The sequence below is a fragment of the Brenneria sp. L4-2C genome, from assembly GCF_040240335.1.
Lineage (GTDB): Bacteria > Pseudomonadota > Gammaproteobacteria > Enterobacterales > Enterobacteriaceae > Brenneria.
Genome location: NZ_JBEIAC010000002.1, coordinates 274164 through 300484, shown reverse-complemented (window position 1 = coordinate 300484; position 26321 = coordinate 274164). Strand labels below are relative to the sequence as shown.

General features: G+C 50.1%; 21 protein-coding genes, 2 tRNA genes and 2 pseudogenes. 7 read left to right on the top strand and 18 right to left on the bottom strand.

From position 1 onward, the window contains the following. Nucleotides 1-3: 3 nt before the first annotated feature. The 4 genes and pseudogenes from ABRZ26_RS05295 to ABRZ26_RS05280 all read right to left on the bottom strand — a co-directional run. Nucleotides 4-3153 (bottom strand): type I restriction endonuclease subunit R, encoded by a 3150-nt coding sequence (locus ABRZ26_RS05295; RefSeq protein ID WP_319603212.1) that lies wholly within the window; start codon nt 3151-3153, stop codon nt 4-6. Nucleotides 3154-3189: 36 nt separating this feature from the next. Beyond that, nucleotides 3190-4362 (bottom strand): restriction endonuclease subunit S, encoded by a 1173-nt coding sequence (locus ABRZ26_RS05290; RefSeq protein WP_319603211.1) that lies wholly within the window; start codon nt 4360-4362, stop codon nt 3190-3192. A gap of 1 nt (nt 4363) precedes the next feature. After that, nucleotides 4364-6946, bottom strand: a complete 2583-nt coding sequence (locus ABRZ26_RS05285; protein WP_319603210.1) for a type I restriction-modification system subunit M — start codon at nt 6944-6946, stop codon at nt 4364-4366. A gap of 129 nt (nt 6947-7075) precedes the next feature. Then, nucleotides 7076-7819: pseudogene (locus ABRZ26_RS05280) on the bottom strand (IS3 family transposase); the annotation flags it as partial. A 46-nt stretch (nt 7820-7865) separates the two neighbouring features. Between ABRZ26_RS05280 and ABRZ26_RS05275 the strand changes: the two are divergent. Further along, a complete protein-coding gene (locus ABRZ26_RS05275) occupies nt 7866-8141 on the top strand; it encodes a hypothetical protein (protein ID WP_319603209.1) in 276 nt (91 codons plus the stop codon). Between the two features lie 588 nt (nt 8142-8729). Here ABRZ26_RS05275 and ABRZ26_RS05270 read toward each other — a convergent pair. Beyond that, nucleotides 8730-8852, bottom strand: a complete 123-nt coding sequence (locus ABRZ26_RS05270; RefSeq protein WP_319603208.1) for a hypothetical protein — start codon at nt 8850-8852, stop codon at nt 8730-8732. Nucleotides 8853-9420: 568 nt separating this feature from the next. Between ABRZ26_RS05270 and ABRZ26_RS05265 the strand changes: the two genes are divergently transcribed. Beyond that, nucleotides 9421-9591, top strand: coding sequence for a hypothetical protein (locus tag ABRZ26_RS05265; protein ID WP_319603207.1), 171 nt, complete (start codon nt 9421-9423; stop codon nt 9589-9591). Between the two features lie 76 nt (nt 9592-9667). Here ABRZ26_RS05265 and ABRZ26_RS05260 read toward each other — a convergent pair whose 3' ends face one another. Then, nucleotides 9668-9922, bottom strand: coding sequence for a helix-turn-helix domain-containing protein (locus tag ABRZ26_RS05260; RefSeq protein WP_319603206.1), 255 nt, complete (start codon nt 9920-9922; stop codon nt 9668-9670). 376 nt (nt 9923-10298) lie between these two features. Between ABRZ26_RS05260 and ABRZ26_RS05255 the strand changes: the two genes are divergently transcribed. From ABRZ26_RS05255 to ABRZ26_RS05245, 3 genes are all read left to right on the top strand, one after another. Beyond that, nucleotides 10299-11327 (top strand): hypothetical protein, encoded by a 1029-nt coding sequence (locus ABRZ26_RS05255; protein WP_319603205.1) that lies wholly within the window; start codon nt 10299-10301, stop codon nt 11325-11327. Further along, nucleotides 11311-12240 (top strand): hypothetical protein, encoded by a 930-nt coding sequence (locus ABRZ26_RS05250; RefSeq protein ID WP_319603204.1) that lies wholly within the window; start codon nt 11311-11313, stop codon nt 12238-12240. Before ABRZ26_RS05255 ends, ABRZ26_RS05250 begins: the two co-directional genes overlap by 17 nt. Before the next feature lie 671 nt (nt 12241-12911). Beyond that, the gene (locus ABRZ26_RS05245; RefSeq protein ID WP_319603203.1) at nt 12912-13223 is read left to right on the top strand and encodes a hypothetical protein; all 312 of its coding nucleotides are present in this window, start codon (nt 12912-12914) and stop codon (nt 13221-13223) included. A gap of 383 nt (nt 13224-13606) precedes the next feature. Here the strand turns inward: ABRZ26_RS05245 and ABRZ26_RS05240 are convergent, their stop codons facing one another. From ABRZ26_RS05240 to ABRZ26_RS05200, 9 genes and pseudogenes are all read right to left on the bottom strand, one after another. Then, the gene (locus tag ABRZ26_RS05240; protein WP_319603202.1) at nt 13607-15424 is read right to left on the bottom strand and encodes a DUF927 domain-containing protein; all 1818 of its coding nucleotides are present in this window, start codon (nt 15422-15424) and stop codon (nt 13607-13609) included. Continuing rightward, nucleotides 15421-16443: a toprim domain-containing protein gene (locus tag ABRZ26_RS05235; RefSeq protein WP_319603201.1), complete on the bottom strand. Its 1023-nt coding sequence runs from the start codon at nt 16441-16443 to the stop codon at nt 15421-15423. Before ABRZ26_RS05235 ends, ABRZ26_RS05240 begins: the two co-directional genes overlap by 4 nt. Then, entirely contained in the window at nt 16436-16948 is a 513-nt protein-coding gene (locus tag ABRZ26_RS05230; RefSeq protein ID WP_319603200.1) for a hypothetical protein, read from the bottom strand. The genes ABRZ26_RS05235 and ABRZ26_RS05230 overlap by 8 nt, the downstream gene beginning before the upstream one ends. 61 nt (nt 16949-17009) lie before the next feature. After that, nucleotides 17010-17201, bottom strand: a pseudogene (locus tag ABRZ26_RS05225) (helix-turn-helix transcriptional regulator); the annotation flags it as partial. Between the two features lie 128 nt (nt 17202-17329). Next, nucleotides 17330-18472: a hypothetical protein gene (locus ABRZ26_RS05220; protein ID WP_319603199.1), complete on the bottom strand. Its 1143-nt coding sequence runs from the start codon at nt 18470-18472 to the stop codon at nt 17330-17332. A 111-nt stretch (nt 18473-18583) separates the two neighbouring features. Beyond that, a complete protein-coding gene (locus ABRZ26_RS05215; protein WP_319603198.1) occupies nt 18584-19903 on the bottom strand; it encodes an integrase domain-containing protein in 1320 nt (439 codons plus the stop codon). A gap of 130 nt (nt 19904-20033) precedes the next feature. After that, a tRNA-Pro gene (locus ABRZ26_RS05210) sits at nt 20034-20110 on the bottom strand. Between the two features lie 78 nt (nt 20111-20188). Next, nucleotides 20189-21910: an LPS biosynthesis-modulating metalloenzyme YejM gene (gene yejM, locus ABRZ26_RS05205; RefSeq protein ID WP_319603197.1), complete on the bottom strand. Its 1722-nt coding sequence runs from the start codon at nt 21908-21910 to the stop codon at nt 20189-20191. 15 nt (nt 21911-21925) lie between these two features. Continuing rightward, nucleotides 21926-22156, bottom strand: coding sequence for a YejL family protein (locus tag ABRZ26_RS05200; RefSeq protein WP_319603196.1), 231 nt, complete (start codon nt 22154-22156; stop codon nt 21926-21928). Nucleotides 22157-22333: 177 nt separating this feature from the next. Between ABRZ26_RS05200 and yejK the strand changes: the two genes are divergently transcribed. Further along, entirely contained in the window at nt 22334-23344 is a 1011-nt protein-coding gene (yejK, locus tag ABRZ26_RS05195; RefSeq protein WP_319603195.1) for a nucleoid-associated protein YejK, read from the top strand. Nucleotides 23345-23774: 430 nt separating this feature from the next. On the opposite strand, the gene ABRZ26_RS05190 is transcribed toward yejK, so the two are convergent. Then, nucleotides 23775-23864 (bottom strand) — tRNA-Ser (locus tag ABRZ26_RS05190). A gap of 227 nt (nt 23865-24091) precedes the next feature. Continuing rightward, nucleotides 24092-24730 (bottom strand): RpiB/LacA/LacB family sugar-phosphate isomerase, encoded by a 639-nt coding sequence (locus ABRZ26_RS05185; RefSeq protein ID WP_319603194.1) that lies wholly within the window; start codon nt 24728-24730, stop codon nt 24092-24094. A 250-nt stretch (nt 24731-24980) separates the two neighbouring features. Here ABRZ26_RS05185 and ABRZ26_RS05180 point away from each other — a divergent pair, with 250 nt between their 5' ends. Then, nucleotides 24981-25634 (top strand): tellurite resistance TerB family protein, encoded by a 654-nt coding sequence (locus ABRZ26_RS05180; protein ID WP_319603193.1) that lies wholly within the window; start codon nt 24981-24983, stop codon nt 25632-25634. Nucleotides 25635-25716: 82 nt separating this feature from the next. On the opposite strand, the gene fabA is transcribed toward ABRZ26_RS05180, so the two are convergent. Next, on the bottom strand, nt 25717-26235 hold the full coding sequence (gene fabA, locus ABRZ26_RS05175; RefSeq protein WP_319603192.1) for a bifunctional 3-hydroxydecanoyl-ACP dehydratase/trans-2-decenoyl-ACP isomerase: 519 nt from the start codon (nt 26233-26235) through the stop codon (nt 25717-25719). Nucleotides 26236-26321 lie beyond the last annotated feature (86 nt).

Sequence of the window (26321 nt, the reverse complement as noted above, 5' to 3'; positions counted from 1 at the left end):
GGGTTACCCCTGAACAGGTATCTCTAGCTCAAAGCCTCCCTGAATGATGAAGTCGCGAAGCAATTCAGCCGTCTTGATATTCACCTTAAAAGGGGGAATGGCTTGCCCTTCGAGTGCTTCAAAGTAAGCCTTAGCTTTTTGCTTATCGATCGTTGCTTTCAACTCATCAAAGCGACCATATTCATTCAGGTTTGCTTCGGTGGTTCTTGTGTTCATCAACGCAACCAGTTTGTCAGCATCAATACCCAGGTATTTGACGATGGCCTCGATTTCTGCATTCTTTGCCTGGGCCTGATAGTCAGTCAGGTAATCGCGGAAGCTACGGCTGGGGTCGATCTCTACATCGCCGCGTTGCATATCCCGCAAAAATATCTCGGCGATTTTTTGTTCGTCTTGAGAAAGTGAAGAAAAAGATCGTTGTAACTCGCTGAGCGTTGCTTCCCGTATCTCATGGTCACCGTCCTGCAAGACTTTGAGATATTTTTTAAAGCGTGAGTTCATGTAGTCAGCATCGATCTTGCCAGTATCTATCTCTGAAATATGGCTGTCGATATCGAAAGGAATCGCATCATTGGTATCGCCACCACTACTTCTGCCCAGTTCTTTGTAGCGCTGTAGCAGAGTGAGATATTGTTGGTGAGAAATATCGACGGTGACCGTGTGGCTTGGGTCATCTTCATCCTTATATTCGGTTTGTTCCCAAGTGAAACTTTGTATTCTGGCCGCCTCAAGAATGCCGCTGAATTCTTGAAAATATTTGGCAAAAGTGGCTCGCTCACTTAAATCATCTGGTAATTTTTTGAAATCATCGATCCCTGCGTCGTCAAAAATGGCAGTGATTTCGGCGAAGCTTGCATTCATTCTCTCGATATTACTTGTCAGTCGATTAGCGAAGAGACCAATGGGCTTATCACCAGAATACAGCTTCACTGCGGCATCGATATTTCTCTTCATCGTATGCGGTTTGCGATAGTAGCGGATGGTGCCAAACGGTTTATCTGGCCCAAATAAACGGTTGGTGCGAGAAAATGCCTGAATGATGTTCTCGTATTGCAGCACTTTGTCCAGGTAAAGCGTGTTCACCCATTTAGAGTCGTAGCCAGTCAGCATCTGATCCACGACAATTAGCAGATCAAGTTGCTTATCGGGTTCAGCCGCAAGTCGGGCATAGGGTTTTTTGTGAGCCAACCTGGCGGCGATGTCTTTCTTGAATTTCCCATGACTACCAAGGTCGAAGTTTTGCCCATACGTCAGGTTGTAATCTTCCAGTAGCTCGACGAGGCCGTTGGTTTTAAACGTAACGTCACCGGCGCTGTCATCATCGTTATCGATATTCGGATCAAAAAGAGCGGTGATCTTTAATGCTGGCAGTTGCTTCTTAATCAATCGGTAGTAGGTGATTGCCTCTCGGATATTATGGGTGGCAAATATTGCATGGAATTTCCCATTCTGGCTGAGGGTAACCCAGTTGTTTGCAAGATCCTGAACAACGGCGTTTTGGTGCTCTTCACGGCTGTATTGGCTAGTGGGCAAATAATCTTCGATACCATATTGGTAAACGCCTGAATCATCCCGATGGCCCGCCATCGGTACATCATTCATGTAGCGGTTGAAGACTTTCTTTTTTTTAGGATCAGCAAAAGCCTCTGAAGGCGTGACGGCTTTGGCTTTTTCCAGCGCAACAGCCTGGCGTAAGTCCCGATCGCGGTATGTTTTTACTTGATACGGATCAAAGCCAAGAACGTTTTTATCACGGATGCCATCAGCGATGCTGTAGCGGTGCAACTCGGAGCCAAAAACATCCGTAGTGGTATTGTCCTTACGCGTGTTCTCTTTGTGAATTGGCGTACCGCTAAAGCCAAAGAACACGGCGCCTTTAAAGCTTTCCTTAATATCGATAAGCATATCGCCAAACGTCGAGCGGTGGCATTCGTCGATGATAAAAACGATGCGCTTGGCTCGCATTTTTTCCAGATCGTGCGCCCTAAGCCCATCTTCTTCATCCTTGAGGCGGCTCATCTTCTGGATGGACGTCACGATTAGCGTGTCCGCCGGATCGTTGCTTTTAAGTTTATTGATAAGAACGCCGGAGTCTTCTGTGGCCTGTACCGTATTTCCATCACCCGCGAAGTCTCGGTAAGCCAGCAGCGTCTGGTTGCTGAGCTCGATACGATCGAGGAGGAAGACCACCTTGTCCGCATCCTTAGAGTTTGCAATCAACTGGGCAGACTTGAAGCTGGTCATGGTTTTGCCCGCTCCCGTGGTATGCCAGATAAAGCCGCCAAGGCGATTGGGGTTCTTCCAATCGGTTTTTGCGACTTTGTCGGAAATGGCATGGGCGGCATAGTATTGATAGCTTCGCATTACTTTGAGTACACCATCGGACTCGTCAGCGACGGTATAAAAACCGATCAGTTGGTGTGCCATGGGAATTGAGATCAGTCCAGAGATGAAGGCTTTCCACTCATTAATAGGCTCGTTATTAAAGTCAGCCCAGTGGAAAGCGTAGTCTTTGTTAAACGTGCCGTCTGGCCCCGGGTTGGCAAAAAACAGCGCCTCTTTTGGCTCCATCGCCACAAAAATCTGAACCAGAGAAAAAATGCCCGTGAAAATACCTTCACGGGAATACTTTTGAATCTGGTTATAGGCCTGGCTTGCCGCTACGCCGTTTTTCTTCATCTCCAGATGGATGACAGGCATGCCATTGATCAGTAATAGCAGGTCGCCACGCCGGTCATTAAGAACTGGTGAACCACGAGCAAATCGGGGTTGTTGCACAATCTGGTAGCGGCTCTGGCCTGCGGCGATTTCGTGGCGGTCGTAAATTTTGAGGCTTACTTCCTTGCCGAAGTGCAGCTTATCTTCCGGGTTGTCACGGGTGATAGCAACGGTCTTGCCATTGATAAAGCCATTTAACTTAAGCGGAGTGCGCAGTTCGGTGATCTGCTCGATGATCTGTTGCATCTCTCCTTCTGTGAGAGGGGTGTCGTTAAGCCGATCAATACCACGATTATTTTCAAAGAGAATATTGGCCCAGTTGGCCAGCAAATCCTTCTCACTCGGATTCTTAAGTACAGTTGACTCCCAACCGCGCTGGGTGAGTTCACGGATTACGGCACGCTCAAAGTCGGCTTCTGTGGAAAACGTTGTCATAGCAGCTGTCCTTAGGTTTCTTTTATCGGTCTCGAGTTAAACAAACATTTTCGCCAGACAAGCGGATTTGATCTGTTTGAGTTTTTCAAGCTGGGTGGCGTGTTGGGATATCAGCTCGTCCAGCTTGCGGAAGTAGGAGCCTATTTTTTGTTGCTCGCTGTGTTTGGGAAGACGTATTTCCATCTTTTTGAGTTGCTTGCTTGAAATCTCCAGGAAGGTAGAGCCAGAAGCATGTTTTAGTGCGTAATTTTTCAACATATATCCCATGGAATAAATGAAGTAGGTATCAATATCATCATTTAAAACCAATGATTGAAAACCTTGGTTTGTACATCCCGGTTTTTTCAAAATTGCCATGTCGCCAATTCCCGCACGGCTAGTAAACAATACGGTTTTCCGTGCTGGAAGAATTTTAGCAGAACACTTATCTAAACCTAGTTGAGTTATTTTTTTCACGCTTTCACTAGCATAGACATTTGAGCCAATTTCAGTTGGAGAATACCAGTCAATATTGCCACCCCAATATTCTGGGATTGATGTGCTTGGAGTACCACCTCCAACAATTTCACAAATATCACCCAATTTTTTTTCTTCCCAATCGTCAGGGAAATCTTTGAAACGGATTTCGGGTCTGGTGGCTCCACCTTGAGGGAACATCTTTTGCAGCATCGCCTGTTTTAGCGTGACTAGTTTTTCATGCTTGCGTTGATGAAGCTCAATCAATCGATCTAGTCCTTTGAAATACTGACCTATTTTTATTTGTTCTTTCTTTTCCCCGATGAAGGCTGACAACTCCACTAGTTTATTGACTGCTAAACCTGGTTGGGCTGATTGGCTGGAATATTGCCCCAGATTCATTATGTCCAAAAGGTAATAAAGGAATAAAGTATCGTTCTGGTCATCTGCTTGGACAGCAACAGCATGTTCAGTAAAAAATGCTTTACCCGAAGATAAATTCATATTTCCACAAAGCGCACCTTGCCTTCCGATCAACGCATATAAGCCATCATGGTTATATGACGCTGAGTACCCTCGACGTCCATTTCCACCATATACTGGATAATCTCCGAAGATTTTTATATCGGCCGCTTTAATAAATGTTCCACTATGAAATGTTTTACAAATCGTACCTAATTTTCTATTTTCCCAATGCTCATTAAATCCTCTAAATCGAATCTGCGGATTCTTACTGTCAGTCTGTCTTGTCATTTTAATTGTCCTTCAGCAAGGTTTTCAGTTCAGCAAGGCCTTTAAGATCAAACTCATTACCATCCAGTTCGTCAAGCATGTCAGCCAACTCATTCTCAGTCTGCTGAATATCACGGGCATTATCGGCATAGGTGATTTGATATTTTTCGACTAATGCTTGCAGCTTGCTCGCCAGAATATCGATCTGCTTCGCTGGTAGCTGATGGAGTGCGTCATTAAGTGGCGTAATCCACTTGCGTTCCAGCAGTTCGTTTACCTGTACATCGTTCAGGCTTTCAATTGTCTGTTTGGTCAATTGGTGAAGTTCGGCTGCCTCTTTTTTAATCTCAGCCTTGAGCGAACTCTCTTCTGTTATTAAATCGGCGGCTTGCATGATTTTTGCTTCATAAGAGTCGGTATCGAAACTGCTAGATTTTTTCATATCGGCTTTAAATTGCCTCGCTTCTTTGGTCACGATGGCATTGACAAATTTATCACCCGAATCATGCACAACTTCTCTGTCTTTTTCCTCTTCACTGAAGCTTTCCAGAATTTCATTAATAGAAGCGCTGATTTCGCTCATTCTGGCTTCTTTTCTACGCAACGCAGCCAACTGCTCATCAAGGTAGGTCGTTTGCACCAGCTCAAAGGGCATGATGTGGCCTTTCCAGCCATCCTGTACTTCAACGTCTTTGCCGTTTTTCTTTTTGATGACAAAGTTCGGATCGACCTGGCGGGTAGCCTCAAAACCTTCGGTCTGAATAATTTCAAGGTCGATAGCAATTTGCTGCCACTGGTCTGCCAGTAATTGATAGGCCTGGTATTTATCAATCAGCGTCAGAGGAGCGAGGCGCGTGAAAATGTCCTCACCAATAATGGACTTTTGCTGTGGTACTCGGAGCGTCATCACACTATCGATCAGCTCGCTCTTTAGATAATTGGGGAAATCAGCAAAAGCGGCGACAAACCGGGCTTCAAATTGTTGCACCTGGGTATTGTTGCGGATCGCTTGTGTAAGGTTATCGACCTTTGGGGCTACATAGGGTGTCTCGTTGTCCGTAAATAATTCGGCACGAAGACCGGGAAAAGCCTGCCAATAGTCATCCAGATCATCAAGTTCAGCATGCGGAACACCACCGAACATGGAAGCGTAGAGATCCCAGCTCTCAGTCGGTTCAGAGGAATCAACATAGCGTGGGATATTCAGATCGTAGCCATTTTTACGGATTTTTTCTTTGGTCACTATCTGGCTGAAGCCTGGCACGTTCTGGCGGCCGATAACTGTGTCGCAGATTTTTTTGATGTCGCATGAGCGCAGCTTATTGTTCTTGCCTTCTTTGGCAAAGCCTTTAGAAGCATCAACGATTAGCACATCGCTGTTTTTACGTTTCTGTTTGAGCACCAAGATGATGGTGGGAATACCGGTGCCAAAGAAAATGTTAGATGGGAGGCCAATGACAGTATCAAGATGGTCATTTTCGATAAGGTTCTTACGGATCTCACCTTCTTCTCCACCTCTGAAGAGTACGCCATGGGGCAGTACTATCGCCATGATGCCATCGGGCTTCAGATGATAGAGATCATGCAGCAGAAAGGCGTAGTCAGCCTTGGATTTTGGTGCGAGGCCGAAACGAGAATAGCGCGGATCAGTGTCCTTATGCTCGGGATCCCACTTTTGTGAATAAGGTGGGTTTGAAACTACCGCATCAAGGTAGAGCGGGCTGTAAGAGTTTATTGGGTCTTTGTCATCGAAAAACGGCCAGTCGTCCTCTAGGGTGTCTCCATTTCGGGTGACAATATTAGAGGGGAGAATGCCGCGCATGATGAGGTTCATACGAGTAAGGTTATAGGTGTTTTCTTTCAGCTCTTGAGCGAAGTATTTAATAGTACCTTCAATACCCATGTGCTTGGCGATGGACTTACCGATGTTGAGCAGCAGCGAGCCGGAACCACTGGTTGAGTCATAAATATCGATTTTTTTCTTGCCCTTCACGTGGTCTGCAATGATCTCAGACATAAGTACAGAGACTTCGTGTGGGGTGTAAAACTCGCCCGCTTTTTTTCCGGCGTTAGCGGCGAACATGCTGATGAGATACTCATAGATAAAGCCGAGGACATCATAGTCCTGACGCCCATCCATAGGGATATCTTTGATTAGCTGAATGAGTTCACTGATGGCTTTAGTCTGTTTCTGAGCCGTGTCACCGAGCTTGCTCAATCCAGTTTCAAGGGTCTTAAAAATGCCCTCGAAGAGACGCTTGTGATCCGGGTGAATAAGACGGCTGAAAGCAGACAGCGCCTCTCGTACATCAGAGACCTGAAAGTCGCCACCTAAATCTAGCCAGGTAGAAAATAAGTGATCATGAATGATAAAGTAACCAAGATTGTCCTTGAAAAAGTTTACCGTTTGCTCATCGCGCTCTGAAAGATTCTGGATATCCTCTTTGCTAAATTCTTGGCTGATTGCGAAGTGTTCAAGCTTATCCGAAAGGTACTTATAAAAGATGAAGCCGAGAATGTAGTCTTTGTATTCATTAGCATCGATTTTAGACCGCATCTGGTTGGCGGATTCCCAGATTTTTGCCGCAAGCTGCTGTTTATTCACTATCAGTCCTGTTAAGAGAAATTTTTTCGATAAGGGCTATTTTAGGTTTTCGATTGTACGTGTGATAAGAGCTTCTTGCCAGTTTGGACTGACCCTAACTGATCTGTCCCTGAAATTATTCCCACCTAATTATGCCGCCATTTCATAACCCACTGGCGTTTGATAACCCAGCGTCGAATGTTTGCGACGACGATTGTAAAACACCTCAATATAATCGAATATCGCGTTCATCGCCTGTTCCCTGCTGACAAACGCCTTTCCCCGTATCAACTCCGTTTTCAGCGTGTGATAGAAGCTTTCCATTACCGCATTATCGTAGCAGCAACCCTTTCCGCTCATTGAGCAGCGTAAATCGTTATCTTTCAGTACATCCCGATATCGATGGCTTGCATATTGACTCCCTCTGTCCGAATGCGCTATCACCTGCCTTGTCGGCTTTCGCTGTTTTATCGCCATCTCTAGGGCGTCAATCACTACCTGCGTTTTCAGTCTGTTACTCAGACTCCAGCCGATTATTCGTCTGGAATACAGGTCTATGACTGTCGCCAGATATAGCCAGCCTTCTTCCGTGCGGATATACGTGATATCCGTAGCCCACGCCACATCTGCTTCTGCCGGATTAAATTCCCGGTTCAGCAGGTTGGGCGCTATCGGATAATCGTGCTGACTATTCGTCGTCACTTTATAGCGCGTCTGATTCGCGGCTTTCAGACCGGACTGTTTCATCAGACGGCTGATGCGGCTTTTACCATGAAAACGCTGTTCATCCTGTAAATCACTTTGCAGACGCCGGATACCGTAAGTTCCCCGGCTGTCGTGATGCAACTGAATCAGCCTCTGGCTCAGGATGTCGTCAGCCAACTGTCGCTGGCTGGGTGTTCGGTTCCAGCCAGTGCTTCACCACTGCTATGAATGCCTCATGCAGCAGGATGGACTGCGCACATTCGTTGGGGATGCAGTTCAGCAGGTTGATGGTGCTCTTGTTGTGGAGTTGGATAGTGGCAACTTCGATCAGGCGCTGGATAGGTTCGCGCCAACAGGCCGGAAGTTAGTGTGCTACGGCTGCTTCTCTGAACTTGCGCAGGATCGCTTTGATGTATTCGCTGGCTTCTTTAGATTCCTGCCGCATCGATTCGATCTCGGACGGCATGAGGCGGTCGAAAATTCGAGAGGTATCGGGCTTCGGATTCGGTAAGTGCATCGAAGGCGGTGTCGGCGGATACGGGCCTTGTTACAGGAGTTTAGAACCTGATGGATCCATACAGCATCAAGCGAACAAGAAAACGCATCAAGCTCAGAGGAGACAACATCAACGACGAATCCAGATCGTATTCAGAGATAAAAAATCCGGAGTCAAGGGGCTGACTCCGGATTGTCTCTCACTGGCTGGATCGTTCAAGTACTCTTAAACGATCAGCATTAATAGCCAGGCATGGCGTTTCCAGGGGATAAAAACTCGATAAAACCAGACGGAGCGCGGTTTGCCACGTGATTTTAAGCGTAAATCCATGGAAATATCCATAAACCGACAGACCGAGCCACATCTGGTATGAACACCTCTTCAGGCTGAACGTAAAAACGTACATTTTTCGCGTTTTGGGCACATTTTCACGGTTGACTGTGGAGTGACTGGTCACCAGTCCTTGCGGGGGGCCAGGCAACGCTACCGTCAACTAGCCGAGAAGTGCCAGAATGCACAGAATACGCCATCTTACACACCAGAATACACATCACTGGCGTTCCCACGTCCCGCCGCCTCGTCGGCCCTGTCCACTCAAGCCGATTACTTGATTATCGGAACGCCGGGGCGGCCGCAGGTTGGGGCTGTCGGCAGTTCCGGCATCGACGAGGGGATATCGACACTCTGCTCCACCTGCACCACCCGGTATTGGACCCTGTAGCACATGGCATGCAGTTCCTTTTTTGCAAGTTTGGATTCATTGAGTTTGTATGAATTTGCATAAGATTAGATCAGGCAAAGCTGAAAGTAGCACCAGGACGGATGCTGCCATTGCTACGTTTGTGGATGGCTCGACTGGCCGAAGAACCAGCGCGAAAGTTTATATATCCCCCCGTTGTTAACAGCAGTGGCATCAGGTCGATGATTCGCGATTCAGGTGGCGCTATGTGCGAAACAGAACCCAAACGCCATGTAGACCTGGCGTATCCCACGGATTGCTAAGTTTGGCTAAGATCTCTGAGCAAAACGACAGAACCCTGAATGTATATACGGCTGATATCTAGGCATGGTGACAGATTCACCACCAGCATTGGCGACTGTTCCCCGTTGTGCTTACTATCGCCTATGGCGTGTGCTAGGGATAACGTTGCCGCCAATACTATCGCCTGCCACTAGTTGCCTCCCTTCATTACGTCATCTAGAACAAGAAGACTGTGACTAAGCCGCAATACGCCGAACTACGGGACACCTTGGTGTCGGCTTCCTGTGCAATAGCCGCTTCGGATGTTTATTGATGGCTGAATTTGAATCACTGCGGCACGTGGAACACAAGCACCGTCAAGATCAGCTCGCGGTTCTTGTCACCGTTAATATGCAAGACATACCGGAAGCCGCTTTCATGAGGCCAGTCGATGGCGCGCTTGAAGTGGGTATGCACCTTGGCAGCGCTGTCAATGCCGGTTAGGACTGTTGAAGTCTCGGTGCCCCGGTTGAAGACGAGGATTATACAAACGTGTGCAAACACGAGAGGTTTGTAGTGGCTATTTCCTGGTTTTCTTGTCTGGAGTGTCATCGGGGATTGCCGCTTCTACCAGTGCGACAATCTGAGATGGAACAGTTTTCAGTGGTGATGAAAGTTTGAATATCGTTACTAGGGTTGGTTGACGTTGTCCTAGTTCGAGCATGCTGATGTAGTTGCGTTCCAGCTCGGCCTCAAAACCTAATTGTTCTTGTGTCAGTCCTGCGTCTTTACGCAGCTGGCGCAATACATGTCCGAACGTTGTTGCGATATCCAATGAACTCTCCAACCAACTCTAACTATTGTTGGAAATTTCATCGTTCAGTGCTATCTTTGTCTTCCAACTATAGTATGAATTTTGGAGTGTATGGCAATAGTTCAAATGTCCGCCATGATTACGTTACAGGTAAACCCTTTGCCTTTGTATCCAGCGATGTTGATATCGGTGGTTTGGGCGGTAGCTTGTACCAATGGAATGAATGGGGTTACCAGAAAGAACAGCCCGCAATATGTGCGGTTTATTGAATAATAAGTATTGAGAATCAATAAAATATTTGAAATTTAACTATGTTGGAACCTTAGTCAAAAATTAGTTTTGCGCCATAGCCAGGGTAACTCACCGCTTTATCAGAATCGTTTTAGAGGGGAATATCGTGATTGAGCTTCACCATAACCAACTGGTTATTTCGTTTCCTGAAGTACACCCGGATGCTTTTGGGTCTGTTTCATTTCATCGAACGCTACGCATGCCGGATGATGGCCGAATTTATCCGCTACCGGCGGGGCTGGGGAAATTTCAACTGATCCATATCGATAATCTGGCTAAAAGGCTGCCTGCTGACATGGTTAAAAAAGGTGGTGTCCTGATGCCGATTTATAACGCTGAAGCAATGTGGATTGGCTTTAGTGGTGACTATCCTATAGCAATAAAAATTGCGACAGGAAAAATCAATGCGATAACGGGTAAGTCATGGAAAAACGAATTAAGCCACCACCCTCAGGATTTTATCGATATTTCGCGGCAGCCTTGGCTGGATGGCTTTAACACTGAGAAGGGAATAGTAAGACAATTCACTGCGGTTCCAATGGGGCAGGGTTACACGGTAGAAGAACAAATTACCGGAGAGGCTGAGATCGGAGGGATACAGGTTATCGCATGGCCGATGAAAGCATCAGTATATGTAGCAATGCAGGAAATTCGGCGTAAACGGGAAGAGAGAGAAGCTAAGCGCAGGCGGAGACATGGTGTATCTCAAGAACCTGTTTTTTATGATCTCCCTGCTTTCCTGCGAAAGGAAAGTGGCAGGACTATGGGGGTAGGTGCTGGTGGTCGTATTACTCAAAAAATTGCGGAAGATGTATATGGTGCGGATGCCTGGGATACAAAATATAGTTCACGTTGTTTTATTCACATGATTAATGCTCCCGATTGGCGTTTGCTAACAGGTTTACCGATGCCTCGCCCTCCGATAACCAGTAGGGAGTATAAAAAGATGGGATTGCCCTGGTTTAAATATTACGGAGAGAACACATATGGATTACCAGGGGCATCAATATTAAATAGAATAAAAAGTTTGGGTTTTTTATCCGATCGAAAAGAGAAAAACACTCATTATTTTAATGAGCATGAGGTTATTACTATTTGCCGAAATAATGGAAATGTTCGTGACGGTGATTTTTAATAAGAATATCGTTACGCGAAGAATTATTAATTTTATGACAAATATAAATACAGATAATGCCGTTTATCGAAGAATTGATGTCTTAGATACTTTTACCGCTGAGTTTATGACGGAACTGGCCGCTGTGGATGATCTGTTCCAACATCCGAAGACTAAAGGATTGCGTACCTTACAAGGAATTTTTGACGTGATATGGCCGTGGGCGACAGTTAATTCCATTGAAGGGCGATTAGATGATAACTGTAATCCTGACGGCGTTGAGTTTATCCGCATGACTGCGCCAACGGGGGCTGACATTTATGTTTATCAGACGCCAGAGGAAGTCTGGTTTGATGTTAGCCGATTGCTTGAAGGAGAGTTTGGTTCGGCAATTTATCAGGCGGTAGCCGACTATGCGGTGAATACCCGGCGAATATTTATCGGTGATCCGGCCGGTCTATCTGATATCGCTATTCGCCGTAGAACCGAAGCTATGCTGTCATCCGCCCTGAAGCATGGCTCGACAGAATACCTTGAGCCCCATGCTCGTCAGAGATGTGGTGAGTGTGCTTTGGGGATCCCCCCACTCAAATGGCGTTCAGGGAATGATATTTATAACATCAGTTCTATGATCGAAACCTCACTGACGTCTATCAAGAGCCAGCTACCGGAGATTGAAAATGCCCGATACGATTTCGCAATCCGAGCCTTCCGAACTGGTGAAGGCCAGCCCCTTACTAATGGAATGCTACGCGCTTGGAGTACCCGTCCACGAATTAGAGCGGCAGGCGCAGGGGGCGCAACGCTTAAAAGAGCGATATTCCTCAATACCCTTTTACGCATGGAAAGCAGCGAAAGATCCGGACTTCTGGAACAAGTTCTACGGCAGCGGAATCAATTCGTAAGTTCCGCGCTGGAAGGGCTTTTTTACTGAGATTAACTTGTTGAGTTTGGTCAAGGTATTTAGCGCGGTACAAGTCAAATATTGTTGCTATATGCAAGATTTTTATAAACGTAGTGTCAGTAAGTATGTGATTGAAATGTAGTGCAGTCTGTTGTTTCTACGAATGTTCGCCTCTGTACGGTGTGGTTACTGAGGGGCAAGATGGGCACTAAAAAAATCGCTTTAACGGAGCCCGTCTGATTTTTTTTATACTTTTTTGAAAGGGATATCCGATGAAAGGTTTGTTAGCGTGTATGGCATTTTTGCTGGTTGGGTGCGCAAGTGTCAGTGAAACACGGGCACCTGATGGTTCAGTAATGAAGAATGTTAAATGTAGTAGTAATTCGGCGAAATGCTTTAAGGATGCTTCAGAGAGTTGCGAAAATACTAATGGCTCTTATCGTGTAGTGGCGAGCCACAGTAATGCTGGAGGGCTCTTTGCAGATATTTTTCCCGGGCCAGTGACTTGGTACAACATGACATATATTTGTGGTCCGTCTGATGGCGCAATGCCTACATTCCCGCTAATAGGTTCAGTTCCTGCAATGCCTGTTATTCCGCAGTCATCAAAACCAGAAAGAACTAACTGTTATATGATAGGTAATTCCATAAACTGTACCAGTTATTAAAATGCATAATGTACAGTGAAGAAAACATCAAGGATGACGATACGTCCGATGTCGAGGCAAATCAGACTTCCGCGCTACGACCGGATACGGTTTCGCACGCTTGATTCACCGAAGAATGCTGCTGTGTTTGGGTTTATCGAACCTTCCATTGCCGCATTTCCGCAGGTTCGAATGGTTGGGCTGATGGCAACCCATTCCCCTATGTTGCTGGATGAGGCATCTGGCGCGGTCGCAGAGGGAGAGCTGACGCTGGCTCATCGTCTGATTTCTTCTGCCCCGGATCATACACTGACGCTGTTTGAACGCTGCTATTTCAGTGCTGCTTTTTTCCTTGAGTGGCAGTAGGCCGGACGCAGACACACTGGCTGACACCGGTAAAAAGTAAGCTTCGTCATCAGTGAACGGCATTAATGTCTGGCTATGCTGTTTTTTTGCCGGGAACTGCGGGAACGCCGGGAACCGTCAGGTGTGGCGCGGCTTGGCAGGGTATCCCACCGGGAACTGCGGTTCCCAGTGGGAGTTTTATCGGGAACTATCAGGATAAAAAACGAGCAATAACGGTTCCCGGTAGTTCCCGATGGGTTCCCAGTGAAAGCGGGATGAAAAGAATGAAAGAAAAAACATTATCTACTGATTTATATGATTTTATTCTTTTCGGTTCCCGGCGTTCCCGGCGTTCCCGCAGTTCCCGGCAGTTTTTGCGATTGCGTAGGCGAACATATGCATAATTATTCATCATTAACGAATGATAATGCAATCTGATCAATAACATAGACGCGGTGCTTTTCACCCCCGATGCTTACGCGCTTGGTGTGGCGCGTATCACAGTCCCGCTCAGCTAGCACGCCGGCGGCACCAAGACACGATGCCACGCGCCTCGTGTCGTAGCCGGGGGTCGCCTCATCCAGCGCTTGCCCTGTCAGTAGGTATTGATTTTTACCGTTCGCCACGCGAAACCATCCAGCGCGGTTGGCTATCGTGTTGCATTGGCTCGCAAACGGCTCGAACCGGGCGGAGTGGCGGGTGATGAAGTCCGACACGGCGCGGAGAATCTTTCTGTCTTCGGACTGCCCGCGCCCGCGATAGTCCGCCCATGCCACGAACATGGCCTTGACCGCCTCCAGCGCCGCCCCCTGTTTCCACGGCAGGATACCCGCCGTGATTGCCAACTCGCCCGCCAGCGCGCACAGGGCAAACCGGGCAGCTACGCGGGATTCCTGTCCGGTGCTGACCGGGAACTGTTCACGCAGTTGGCGGAAGCGCTCCATCAGCTGCGCGCTGTCAGCGTCCTGCTGATGGAGCGCTATTAGAAACGCCACAAATGTCGGCCCGGCGTGGCCGTAGTAGGCGTAAGCGTTGGTGCGCAGCGCTTCAACGAATGCGCGCCCGGCTCCCCGGCATTCGGCGGCGTTATCCGGGTTGTGGGGCCGCGCCATGCCGTGCAGGTCGTCAAAGACGCCGTAGCGCCGTTGGGCGGGCACATCTGACAGGCGCATTTCCTGTCCGGCCTTGGCCGGTTGCCCGCCGCTTTCCATGTACTTGCCCACCGTCAGCTCACCGGTGGAAATCAGCATGGTGCGCCAGGTATTGACCGGCCGCGCCATGCCGTTCACCTTGCCGCGCTGGCGGCCGGTACCGTTACCCAACTGGTAAATCAGCCCGCCGATTTCCCGCGCCGGGGCCTCGCCGATTTCATCCAGTATCAGCACGGTGTCGTTGCGCATGGTCGCCAGCCCTTCAAGGCCAGTACTGGTGGCGTTCCAGTTGCGCTTGAAACTGCGCGGCTCACCCCACACGCTGCATGCCACCAGCGCCGCCACGCTCTTGCCGCTGGAACTGTCGCCCATGAAGTGAAACCCGCCGCTATCCACGTCCAGCAGGTGCAGCAGCGGTCCGGCCAGCGCCGCGCATACCGCCATCATGGGAACCGGGTTGCCGGCGCACCGGGCGGCCACGTCGCCTTGCCACTGTGTCAGCGTCCCCGCCGTGGCGTATTCGCGTGAGCTGGCTTCTGTGGACTGAAATACCACGTCGCCATCGCCGATGATGCGCCCCGGCATCACGAACAGCGCCGGTGAATGCCAGCCAGTGGCCGTGGCAGCCAGCACCCGGCGCGGCGGGCGGGAGTCCATGATGTAATCTGTGAGCGCTTGCCGCTGGCGGTGGGGGATGGTCACGCCCATACGCAGCAGCTCCGCGCGCAGGTCGCTGCCGTCGCCGGACAACATCTCCATGGGAGCGGCCCACTCGCGCCACTCGCCGTCCAGCGTCATGAAGCGCAGTAGGCGGCCATAGTTCTCGCCGTGTTCGTCGCGGGTAATCGCCACCACTTCCAGAGGAGAACAGATGAAGGTGTCGGTGCTGGTGGCATCCCGCACGCCATGCCAGTACAGGCCCTCCTTCAGTATCTGACCGCCGTCAATCTGTACCGGGTGCGGGTAGCAGGCATAGCCCGGCCGCACCGGGGTGACTTTCGGGTGTTTGGGGCGCGGTGTCTTGCGCCGCTTGTCAGCCGGCGGGCGGCTGTTATCGGTCTTTTGGGTCATGCTCCCATTTCCCATTGCATCAGGTCATTGAAATCGGACAGGTCAGCGGGCGCACCGGGCGGCCATTCGGGGAAGATGACCATCCCGCCGGCCAGCAACGCAGCCTCGTTGGCGGCCCGCTGGCCGGGGTTGCCCGGCGTGTTACGGTCGTCATCGCCGGCAATCACCAGCGCCAGCCCGTGCCCATAACGTTCGCGCAGCACCCGCGCCACATGTTTGAGGTTGCCGGCATTCATGGCGCAGGCCACGGCATGCACGTCCCAGCACTGAAACAGCGCCGCGCCGGTGGCCCAGCCTTCGCAGATGTACACCTCATGCGGCGGCGCGTCCGGGGCCGTAAAATCTAGCGCGCCAATCAGGTGGAACGCCCCCTGCATCTGCCCGTCGCGCAGAAACAGTTTGCGTCCGTCTGGGTCGATGGTCTGGACATTCACCAATTTGCCGCACACGGTGTGCAGAGGCACCAGCAGATCGTCGCAGTGCTGATACAGGCCGTAGGGGGGCACTTGTTTGGCAGTCAGGTAGGGGTGATACGGGTCCGGCGCGGTGGCGTCATGCAGTAGGTCGAACGCCCGGCAGGCGGCGCGTTGGCGCAACATGGCTCGCTGTTCCTGTTCGGCCGCCTTCCTCAGCGCCAGCTCACGCCGGGCAGCGTCAGCGCGTGCTTGTTGCGCCGCCCGTGTCCCGATGGGTAGTGCGTCCGGCTTGCCCGGCAGGACCAGCCCCAGCCGATCGGCCATCAGCCGCGCGGCGTCGGACTGGCGCACGTTCCACAGATAGGCCGCCAGCGCCACCAAATCCCCGCCGCCATCGCCGGTGGCAAAGTCATGCCAGCGGCCGCTGTTCAGCGATACCGAAAAGCTCCCGGCGTGGCGGTCAGCGCGGGTAGGGTTGCGGCTCACCCATTCGCTACCGCGCCGCCGGCCCTCGGGCAGCCATTCCGGTACCAGAATATCGGCGCTTTGCACGGCGACGGCGGCCACGCTGCGGATAGCGTCAATCAAGGTGGTGTCAGTCATAGGTCGCCACCGTTGCCCGCCGTGCTGGCTGCTGTTTAAGGTAGTTGCCCCACCACTCCATCAAGGCGCGGTGCCGTCCCGTTGGCAGGACGAAGTAGCGGCATTGCGTCGCCGGGTCGGTAGAAGACAGCGTGTAGGCTATGGTGTCTGCGCTGAACCCCTGATACTCGGCCAACACGCTGAACAGCAGTCGGACGCGCAGCGGCAGGTAGGCGGATTGCGGGCCGAATACCTGAGCATGCGCCAAGAGAATAGAGCGAGCGTCCACAGGCTGATTATTGTCATCGAGACCAGCGAACAACCACATGCTGGGCCGTGACTGAGCGGATTGGAGGGTGTGGTTTTCCAGCCCGGTCAGTAGCGCCAACACGGGCGGCGTCAACGTGATAACGTGGCCCGCGCCGCCTCCCCGCCGACGCCCGGAGGGTATCGTCCACGTTCCTGCGTCCCGGTCAATTTCGCCCCAGCGCGCCCCAGCAAGCATAATGTCAGCTCTTTCTTTCATGTAATTTCCTGGTAACGCGGGTGTTTTTCTTTTCCATTACGCCATCTCTCTGATAGCTTTCAGCTTCAGCAATACGTTTTTCCAGCCATGTATTAACAACGTCCTCGAACCAGCCCACCCGGCGCAAGCCGATGCGGAAACCTCTTGGGAACTCACCGCTGTGAATCATGCTTTGAAGGGAGCTATCGGATTTCAGGCGCAGAATGGCCTTTACTTCGTGTTTGGTGAGGATCTTTCGTTTGATTGGTGTCATTGGCTCAACTCCACTTAATGTCGGGCAATACAGGTGATGAGTGAATGGTGGCGTAGTTGGCTGAAAAGGGTAAGACAGAGTAAAAATACTCTACCGGTAGGATATTTTACTCTATCGGAATGTGGTTGTTATTTGACCGTATTGCTTAAGTATTCGCGCAAACGTCTGGTGATCGTCTGTTCGTTGGTGATGGTGAAAACCGGAACATCCGGATCCTTACCATGTGCAAGCAGTGCTTTGGCCCATTCAAGCGGACTGGGATCCTTTTTTTTCCCTCGGCACTCTTGTGGATATTTGTTTAAGATGAACAGCGCTGCCTTAAGTAGATCCTCTCGATTTTTTTCGTACCGTATTTTATTTCCGTGTGCCTTCTTAGGTTCATCGGGTACTTTTTGATTTTCAATCATTCCGCTTTTGGGTATTGATTGACCTAATTTCCCATAATCATAAATTTTCTCTACATCCATCCTTGTAATTATCAATTCATCAATGGAAATGGTTTTAACATCACCAAAAGTAATGATTACGCTTTTTATCTTTTCATTGCTTGCCTGAATGGGTGAGAACACACCGGTATAGAATCCATCGATATCGCATAGGTCATGGTATATGTCTCGCTCATCACAAAGCCCCCATATACCGCTGATGAAACATCCAAAAATTTCATTGTAAAATGTCGCATTGTCTTTTTTTATGACATTTGCTCTTACGTAACCTAACGGCATGTTGACTTTAGATATTCCGAAACAAGATCCTGCGATCAAGCATTTCAGGGTATCTTTGTTCGTGTTCAAGCGTTGTATAGCTTTTTCTTTATCATTGTTTGTAATGGAAATCACTTTTTTGACAGACGTTGTTTTTTCTCCTTTATCATCTGTTGTATTGATGGTTAATTTTTCTGTTCCATCTTCGTCTTTGATATGCTCTATTTCTTCTTCATAGCCAACCTTAATGAAAAATACTTTTTCCCTTCCATCGCTGTCTTTAATGGGAAATACTCTTTCTTTTCCATGATTGTTTTCGGCAATAACTATTCTATCAATTATATGATTGTTGTCAGAAAATAATTTGGTATCGCTGTAAAAAGAAATGACAGCTGGAATTTCTTCGTTCAACTCAACAGCAAGTGTTATCTCTTCATTATCATGCCGACGTAAAAGTTCTTCCTCTTCACAGTCCAACAATTTGGCCGCACTCTTGATGGAATAGTATTCACGCGGAGATCTTTCTTTTTCTTCCCAGATAGTTTTGGTCAATTTTTTGTTTTCCATCTGCTCTCATCGCATAACCCCAATTGGTGAGGCCAGCGTCAGCCTGTAGGGGGCAGGTGCTCGGGAGTGACCCCTAGTTTCTGCCGGTAATGCCTCATTGTAGAGGCAGTTCTATACCGCTATCAGACGCAACTTATGCACGCTATCGGCCGCCAGCACTTTCCCGGTAGCGGCGGTCTCGACGAACTCACCCCACCAGCGCATCAACACCCGGCGCTGTTCAAGATAGGTGGATCGGTTATAGGCGCGGCGCACTTCGTTGGTGTCAACGTGGGCTAGAGCGGCTTCGATCACGTCTGGCGAGAAGCCTTCCTCGTTGGCGGCGGTGCTGAATATGGCGCGTAGGCCGTGGGACACCAGCACACCTTTGTAACCCATACGACGCAATGCGGCGTTAGCGGTCTGGCTGTTCATCGGTTGTTTGGGGTCTTTGGCGGACGGGAAGATGTACTCGCGGTGGCCGCTGATGGGCATCATCGCATCCAGAATAGCTAACGCCTGCGGGGGCAGGGGGATGACGTGATCACGGCGCATCTTCATTCGGCCCGCTGGTATTGTCCACATTCCGGCATTCAGATCTATTTCCGGCCAGCGGGCTGCGGCGGCTTCCGCCGGGCGGGTGACTGTCAGCAACTGCCACTCAATAAGAAACCGGGTCTGTAGCTCGATACTGGCAACAGATAGTGTTTTCATCAGGCCGGGTAATTCTTCTGGCCGGATAGTGGGCATGTGCTTTTTAACCGGAGTCTGGAATGCCTTGCGGATCTTGGCCGCCGGATTGGCGGGTATCAGTCCGGCATTAACGGCGTAGTCCATCACTTCGTTGATGCGTTGTATCACTCTCTTCAACGCTTCCAGCTTACCGCTGGCCTTGATAGGTTCCAGCGCGGCTATGAAGTCGCGGGCGGTCAGGTTGGCGATAGGGTGATTGCCTATCCATGGGAGAACATGCTTTTCCAGTGAGCGCCAAATGTCCTTGATGGTGTTGGTCGCCAACTGTTCGGCCTTTTTCAGTTCGTACCAGTCGGCGGCCACTTTAGCAAAGGTGTTCTGGTTGGCGGCCAGCTCTTGGGCGCGGAGTTGTTGCTGGTGGGCTTGCGGATCCGTCCCGCGTTCCAGCAAGGTGCGGGCGTCCTCCCTCATGCGCCGGGCGTCGGCGAGCGAGATAGCGGGGAATGCTCCGAACGATATCATGGCCCGTTTCTTTGAGATGGGGCGGTAGTATCGGAACCGCCACAGCTTGGCGTTATTGCCAGGCTTAACCAGTAACTCCAATCCCTCTCCGTCATAAAGCGTAACGGGTTTATCGTTTGCCTTTGCGGCTCTCACTTCGCTGTTGGTTAATGGTCTTGTTTGCCTAGCCACGTCTAGCCCTCCGCATGAGTTTAGGCATACACGATTTAGGCATTTGGTGGGTGTATGCCTAAACATATGCCTAAAGATTCCGGGTAAAACCGTAGCAAACCGGTAGATAACAGGCAACAAAAAACCCGCAAACTCAGAGAGAATGCGGGTTTTTGTGGGGTTTCCGTTAATAACTGGTACTAACGGAATATGTATTTGGTCGGCACGAGAGGATTTGAACCTCCGACCCCCGACACCCCATGACGGTGCGCTACCAGGCTGCGCTACGTGCCGATGCTATGGGCGCTTATACTACCTTTTATTGTCATGATTGCAATAGCTAAACCGAACGACTGCTTTAGATTTAGGCAGTTAGTTGGCAATAAAGCGTCTTTCATTGGTCAGAACCTGCAAAAGCAGGGCAAGCTGCGGTTTTTCATCACTTAACCGACGGCCGTCCCGATCGTAGGCGCGATAGCTACCGTTGCTTTCCAGCATAATAATATTCTCAGGAGTGGTGATCATTAAGTCTCCGCTGTTGCCATTCGCCAGCCAGTTATTGCGTCGCTGGGCAGAAAACAGGTCTTCTCCCTGAGAGTAATCCTCGGTCGTATTCTTAACGTGTAGCAAGCGCTGCATCAGCGTGGCCATCACGTCTTTGTTGTCCGTCATTTTAGTAATAACCTGCGCCGGCGTGTCCGGCCAGTGAATGATGAGCGGCGTTTGCCACAGTGAACGACGGAAAACTTGCGCCTGACCGCTGAGGCTGTTGGGCATGGCGCTGATGACCACGACGGTTTTATCCAGTACCTGTTTTTCCCGCAGCGTACTGATAATCCGATTAACCTGCCGATCGACGTTTGGGATGTTCACCTTGGCGTTCGGTGTGGCGTTTGAACCATTCAGCTCAATATAAGAGAACCAGGGCGCGCTGTTATTGTCGTTATCCAGCCATTGCTGCCATTGTGAGGTAATCGCCTCGTCACTCTGCTCCTGCGGCGCCGGGAGTGAGATATCGGACAATAACGCCTGACGATAAAGCGCATTATCAAAACCATTGGTGGAAAACAGACCGAACTGATAACCCTGCTGGCCCAGCGCGCTTATCAATGCCGAAGGTTTGCGCGCGCTGAGAATGCCATCCATGTACGTTGTCGATATTCCGTAGAAAAGATTGAATAACCCGGCATTGGGCTGCGTGCCTGAGTCATAGTGATCGTCAAAGCGAATATTTTGCTCGGCAAATTGCGTCAGGTTCGGCATGTCGTTCCGGACGCTATCGAGCGGGGCATCGTTGATCATAACTACCAGCAGATTATATCCGCTGCCGCTATCACGGAATGTAATGTCGTTGAGCGGATATTCCACCGTCATCGCTTCAGGATTTCCCTGTTGTTCCAGACGGCGCTGATATTCCTGCGCGTCAAGCAGACCGTGTTTTTCCAGAAAACGGCGCGCAGTCATGGGATAAGACAGCGGCAGGTTGGCGCGCTGCATGGTGATCGGACGATAGAAATTCGCATCCGCCCAGATGTACATCAGGTGCGACGCGACAAACGCCGAGATAAAAACACCGGCCAGAGGTTTGCCAAAGCGTTGACGATTCAGGCTGCGCAGCTTTTGCCAGCACCAGGTGCCGAACAGCATTTCCACCATAAAGATCAGCGGAATGCCGATGAACATCAGTTGCCAGTCACGGGCGAGTTCGCTTTGGTCCGGGTTTATGACTAACTCCCAGACGGTGGTGTTGAGGTGAAGGTGGAAACGAGTGAAAACCTCAATGTCGACCAACAGCAGAGTCAGCCCGGCCGTTGCCAGCGCTGCGGAAAGGAAACGCAGCAATCGCTGCGACATGACGATAAATGTCAGCGGGAAAATGATCAGCAGGTAAGCGGCGAATCCGATAAAGCTGAAATGCCCAAGCCAACTGACCAACGCATAAATGCGGCCAAAGAGTGAAGAAGGCCAGTCGACGACAAACAGATAGCGGCTACCCAGCCCCAGACTGAGCAAAATATTAAACAATGCGAACCAGTGTCCCCAACTGATCATCTGGGAAACTTTTTCACGGTAGCGCTGGCTGTTGGTTACCATAAAGTTGGTCAAAAATTAGTGAACTTTATCTGCTTTTTTAATTGAAGCCTGCAATGCTTCGGCAAAAGAACGCGCCAGAACCTGACGTTGAGCCGGCGCGACGCTGGTATTAATCAGGTTGGTCACCATATTACCCAGCACCATTAAAGCAAGGTCGGTTGGGGCATGATGCTTTTCCAGAACACTGACCAGTTCGGATAGCAGTTGTTCAACGTGTTCGTCGCTGTAACGGGATGATTGTGGCATAAAATGGCGTTTCTCAAGCTGTTAAAGTCAGATATCTTACCGTATAGGCCGATCCTTTTCCGCACTTTTATCATTTTATACCGGTTGTGTATTGGCAAACGATGAAGCGCGGCTTTTTGGTTGCAGCTCTATCTGTTCGGTGTTTGAATACGTTCCTTGCTAAAAGGAGAGTTTATCATGAGTCTGGATATCGACCAGATTGCCCTGCATCAGCTAATTAAACGTGACGAACAGACGCTGGAAATGGTGTTGCGTGATTCATTGTTGTCGACCAATGCGACAGTGGAAGAGATGATGGCTGAATTGCATCGTATCTATAGTGCGAAAAGTAAGGCTTACGGCCTGTTTAATGAGCAAAGCGAACTTGCGGATGCGCTCCGGGCCTGTCGTAAAGGTGATGAGGACTTTCTGGCGTTCACGCGCGCGGCCACCGGGCGCCTGCGAGATGAACTGGCCAAATACCCCTTCGCCGAGGGCGGTATCGTTTTGTTTTGCCAGTATCGTTATCTGGCCGTGGAATATTTACTCATCGCGGTGCTCAATAGCTGCAACAGTATGCGGGTTAATGAACAGCTCGATATCAGTAGCACGCACTATCTGGATATCAATCATGCGGATATCGTTGCGCGCATTGACCTGACCGAGTGGGAAACCAATCCCGAGTCAACTCGTTACCTGACCTTTCTGAAAGGCCGGGTGGGGCGTAAAGTCGCTGACTTTTTCATGGATTTCCTGGCTGCTGCGGAAGGATTGGATACCAAGGCACAAAACCGCGGTCTGCTGAAAGCCGTTGATGAATACTGTGATGATGCGCAGTTGGACAAAAATGAGCGTCAGAATTACCGCCAGCAGGTCTACAGCTACTGCAATGAGCAGTTGCAATCAGGCGAGGAAATTGAGCTGTCGGCGCTGTCTGAGGAACTGCCGCCACTTGGCGAGAAAACATTCCAGCAATTTTCAACCGAGCAAGGGTATGACCTGGAAGAAAGTTTTCCCGCCGATCGCGGTACATTGCGACAGTTAACCAAGTTTGCCGGCAGTGGCGGCGGCATTAGTCTGAATTTTGACGCGCTATTGCTGGGCGAGCGGATTTTCTGGGATCCGGCGACCGATACGTTAACCATTAAAGGCACGCCGCCGAATCTGCGCGACCAATTGCAGCGTCGTTTAACGGGCGGTAAAGGGTAAGACTCCTGCTGTGGGCCGCCGTTGGCGGTCCAAAACGGCATTCCTGCCGTTTTGTCGAACCCTGGCGAGGCTTCTTATCAGTCCCATCAATATATAAAAGAAAACGCCCCTGACTTGCGTCGGGATTGACTCGCGCCTTCCGTGGCGCTCGCCCTGCGGGCCGCCGTTGGCGGTCCAAAACGGCGTTCCTGCCGTTTTGTCGAACCCTGACGAGGCTTCTTATCAGTCCCATCAACATATAAAAGAAAACGCCCCTGACTTGCGGCGGGATTGACTCGCGCCTTCCGTGGCGCTCGCCCAGCGGGCCGCCGTTGGCGGTCCAAAACGGCGTTCCTGCCGTTTTGTCGAACCCTGGCGAGGTTTCTTATCAGTCCCATCAACATATAAAAGAAAACGCCCCTGACTTGCGTCAGGGGCGTTTTCTTTTATATGGCGGTGAGGGAGGGATTCGAACCCTCGATACGTTTTCACGTATACACACTTTCCAGGCGTGCTCCTTCAGCCTCTCGGACACCTCACCGGGGGTTGTCGCGTAAGTGACAACGGGGCGCTACTATAGGCAGTCGCCTTACTTCGGTCAAGCAGTATTTAATGCTTTCAGCGCGTCTGGTTAAGCATTGAACGCTAATGACCAAGAACGTCTGGTAAAAGGAGATTCACCTTTGTTCGTCAGGTAAATAGCCTGCCGCTGACATAAAAAAGCCGCAGGTTGCTTCGCGACCTGCGGCATGCGTTGATTTCGTCTTTTTAGGCCAGCAGGCTTTTAATATAACTGCTCAGCGCTTCGTCCTTGCTGTTGGCGAAGAAGTACTCCTGGAATTTAGGGCCGCTGATAGCCCCTTTCAGCAGATCCTGATCGATCTCTTTCAGAATTGTGATCAGATCCTTATAGGCAACCGCTTTGACCGCATCCAGAATCTTCTTGTTGCGCTGCTCTGGAATCACGCGATCGCGCGGGTAACCCTGGCCGCTTTCACCTTCGAACAGCTTTTCGAATATGTATTGCAGATTTAACTCCGCGCCCCAGCCAAAGCCTTTGGCGAATGGCAGAGAAATGGCGTTGCCGTCGTTAATCTGGGCAAACATGTAGCCATCTGAAGGATCAACCACCAGGCCGCAGATGACGCCCGGGAAAGAGTTACAGGCCAACATCGCGCCAGCGCCGGTGCCACATCCGGTGACGACGTAATCAGCGGCGCCGGAATTCAGCAGAATAGCCGCCAAAATGCCATTCTGTACATAAGTCAGCGACGCGCTATCTTCAGCGGAATACTGACCATAGTTGAAAACAGTATGGCCCAGAGGCTCGACTGCTTTGGTCAAAGTCGCAGCAATGAGTTCGTTTTTAGCAGCCTGGCTGTTTTCGTTAATCAAAGCAATTTTCATGATCGTTCCTTTTTTGTGACGAACAATATAATTTTTTAAAACCGCATTTCAATTTATTGGGTTCAGTATACCGTTTCCAGAATAAAGCGCAAATCGTCAGATTAAAGAATGCGGCATAATGTCCGGAACCTGCTGAAAAGTCGCTTGCGGGCTTTTCATTGATATACATAACCTGACAAAAAAACGCCTCCCAGGTCTTACTATGAAGAGGTATCACGCTACCTATAACGCTATTTCCTCGAGGTGAAGAATGAATAACTGGATACAACAGATTCAGGGTCTATTGAACTCTGGCAAACCCAGGCAGGGTAGCCATCAAGGCGGTAGTAACGGCAATTTGGGGGATATGTTGAAACCGGCCGCGCTCGGCGGGCTTGCCGGTGTGCTATTGTCGAATAAATCCGCTAGAAAAATCGTGGGATCGCTGGGTAAGAATGCATTGATTATCGGCGGGAGTGCCGCTGCCGGCGTCGTGCTGTGGAATCAGTATAAGAAACGCGTGCGGGATACTCATCAGGACGATCCTCAGTTTGGCGTGCAATCTTCTTCCGATACTACCCGCGCGCAGCGTCTGATTCAGGCGCTGGTCTTTGCGGCTAAAAGCGATGGTCATATCGATGCTTCAGAGAAGCAGCGGATTGATGAAAATATTCAGCAACTGCAATTGGGTGATGAGGCCCAACGTTGGGTACAGGAAGCTATTGCGCAACCGTTGGATCCGGAACTGCTGGCCAGGGATGTGAAAAACGAGGAGGAGGCGCTGGAAGTTTATTTTCTGAGTTGTGCGGTGATTGACGTTGATCATTTCATGGAGAAAAGCTACCTGGATGCCTTGGCGACATCATTGAAAATTCCGCAGGACGTACGTCAGTCAATAGCGAACGAAATGAATAATCAGAAATAAACCGCGTCGTTGTTCGTCGATCGGCGATGAGTCGTGATTACTGCGGGCGAAAGCGGTCAACGCGTTTCGCCCGCTGATGAAATCAGAAGGCGCTTGTATCTTTGAATAAACCGACTTTCAACTCATCGGCGGTATAGATTAAATGCCCGTCCACCAACACTTCACCATCGGCAATACCCATGACTAAGCGGCGGTTGATAACGCGTTTGAAATGGATGCGGTAGGTGATTTTTTTGGCGGTAGGTAAAACCTGTCCGGTGAACTTAACTTCACCTACGCCCAGCGCGCGGCCTTTGCCTTCACCGCCTAACCAGCCCAGATAGAAGCCGACCAGTTGCCACATGGCATCCAGACCAAGACAGCCAGGCATTACCGGATCGCCGATAAAATGGCAACCAAAGAACCATAGGTCGGGGTTGATATCCAGTTCCGCTTCCACATATCCTTTTCCATGATTACCACCGTCTTCGGTCATTTTCACGACCCGGTCCATCATCAGCATATTAGGAGCTGGTAACTGTGGTCCTTGCGGGCCAAACAGTTCGCCGCGGCTGGAGGCAAGAAGGTCTTCTTTTGTATAGGATTCGCGTTTATCTACCATGTTCTCTGTAAGCCTTGTTTTAGTGAAGCACGCAGGTTAGCGTACAGATGTACGCTGAGCAAGCCCGTTACGTCTGGTTAAACCAG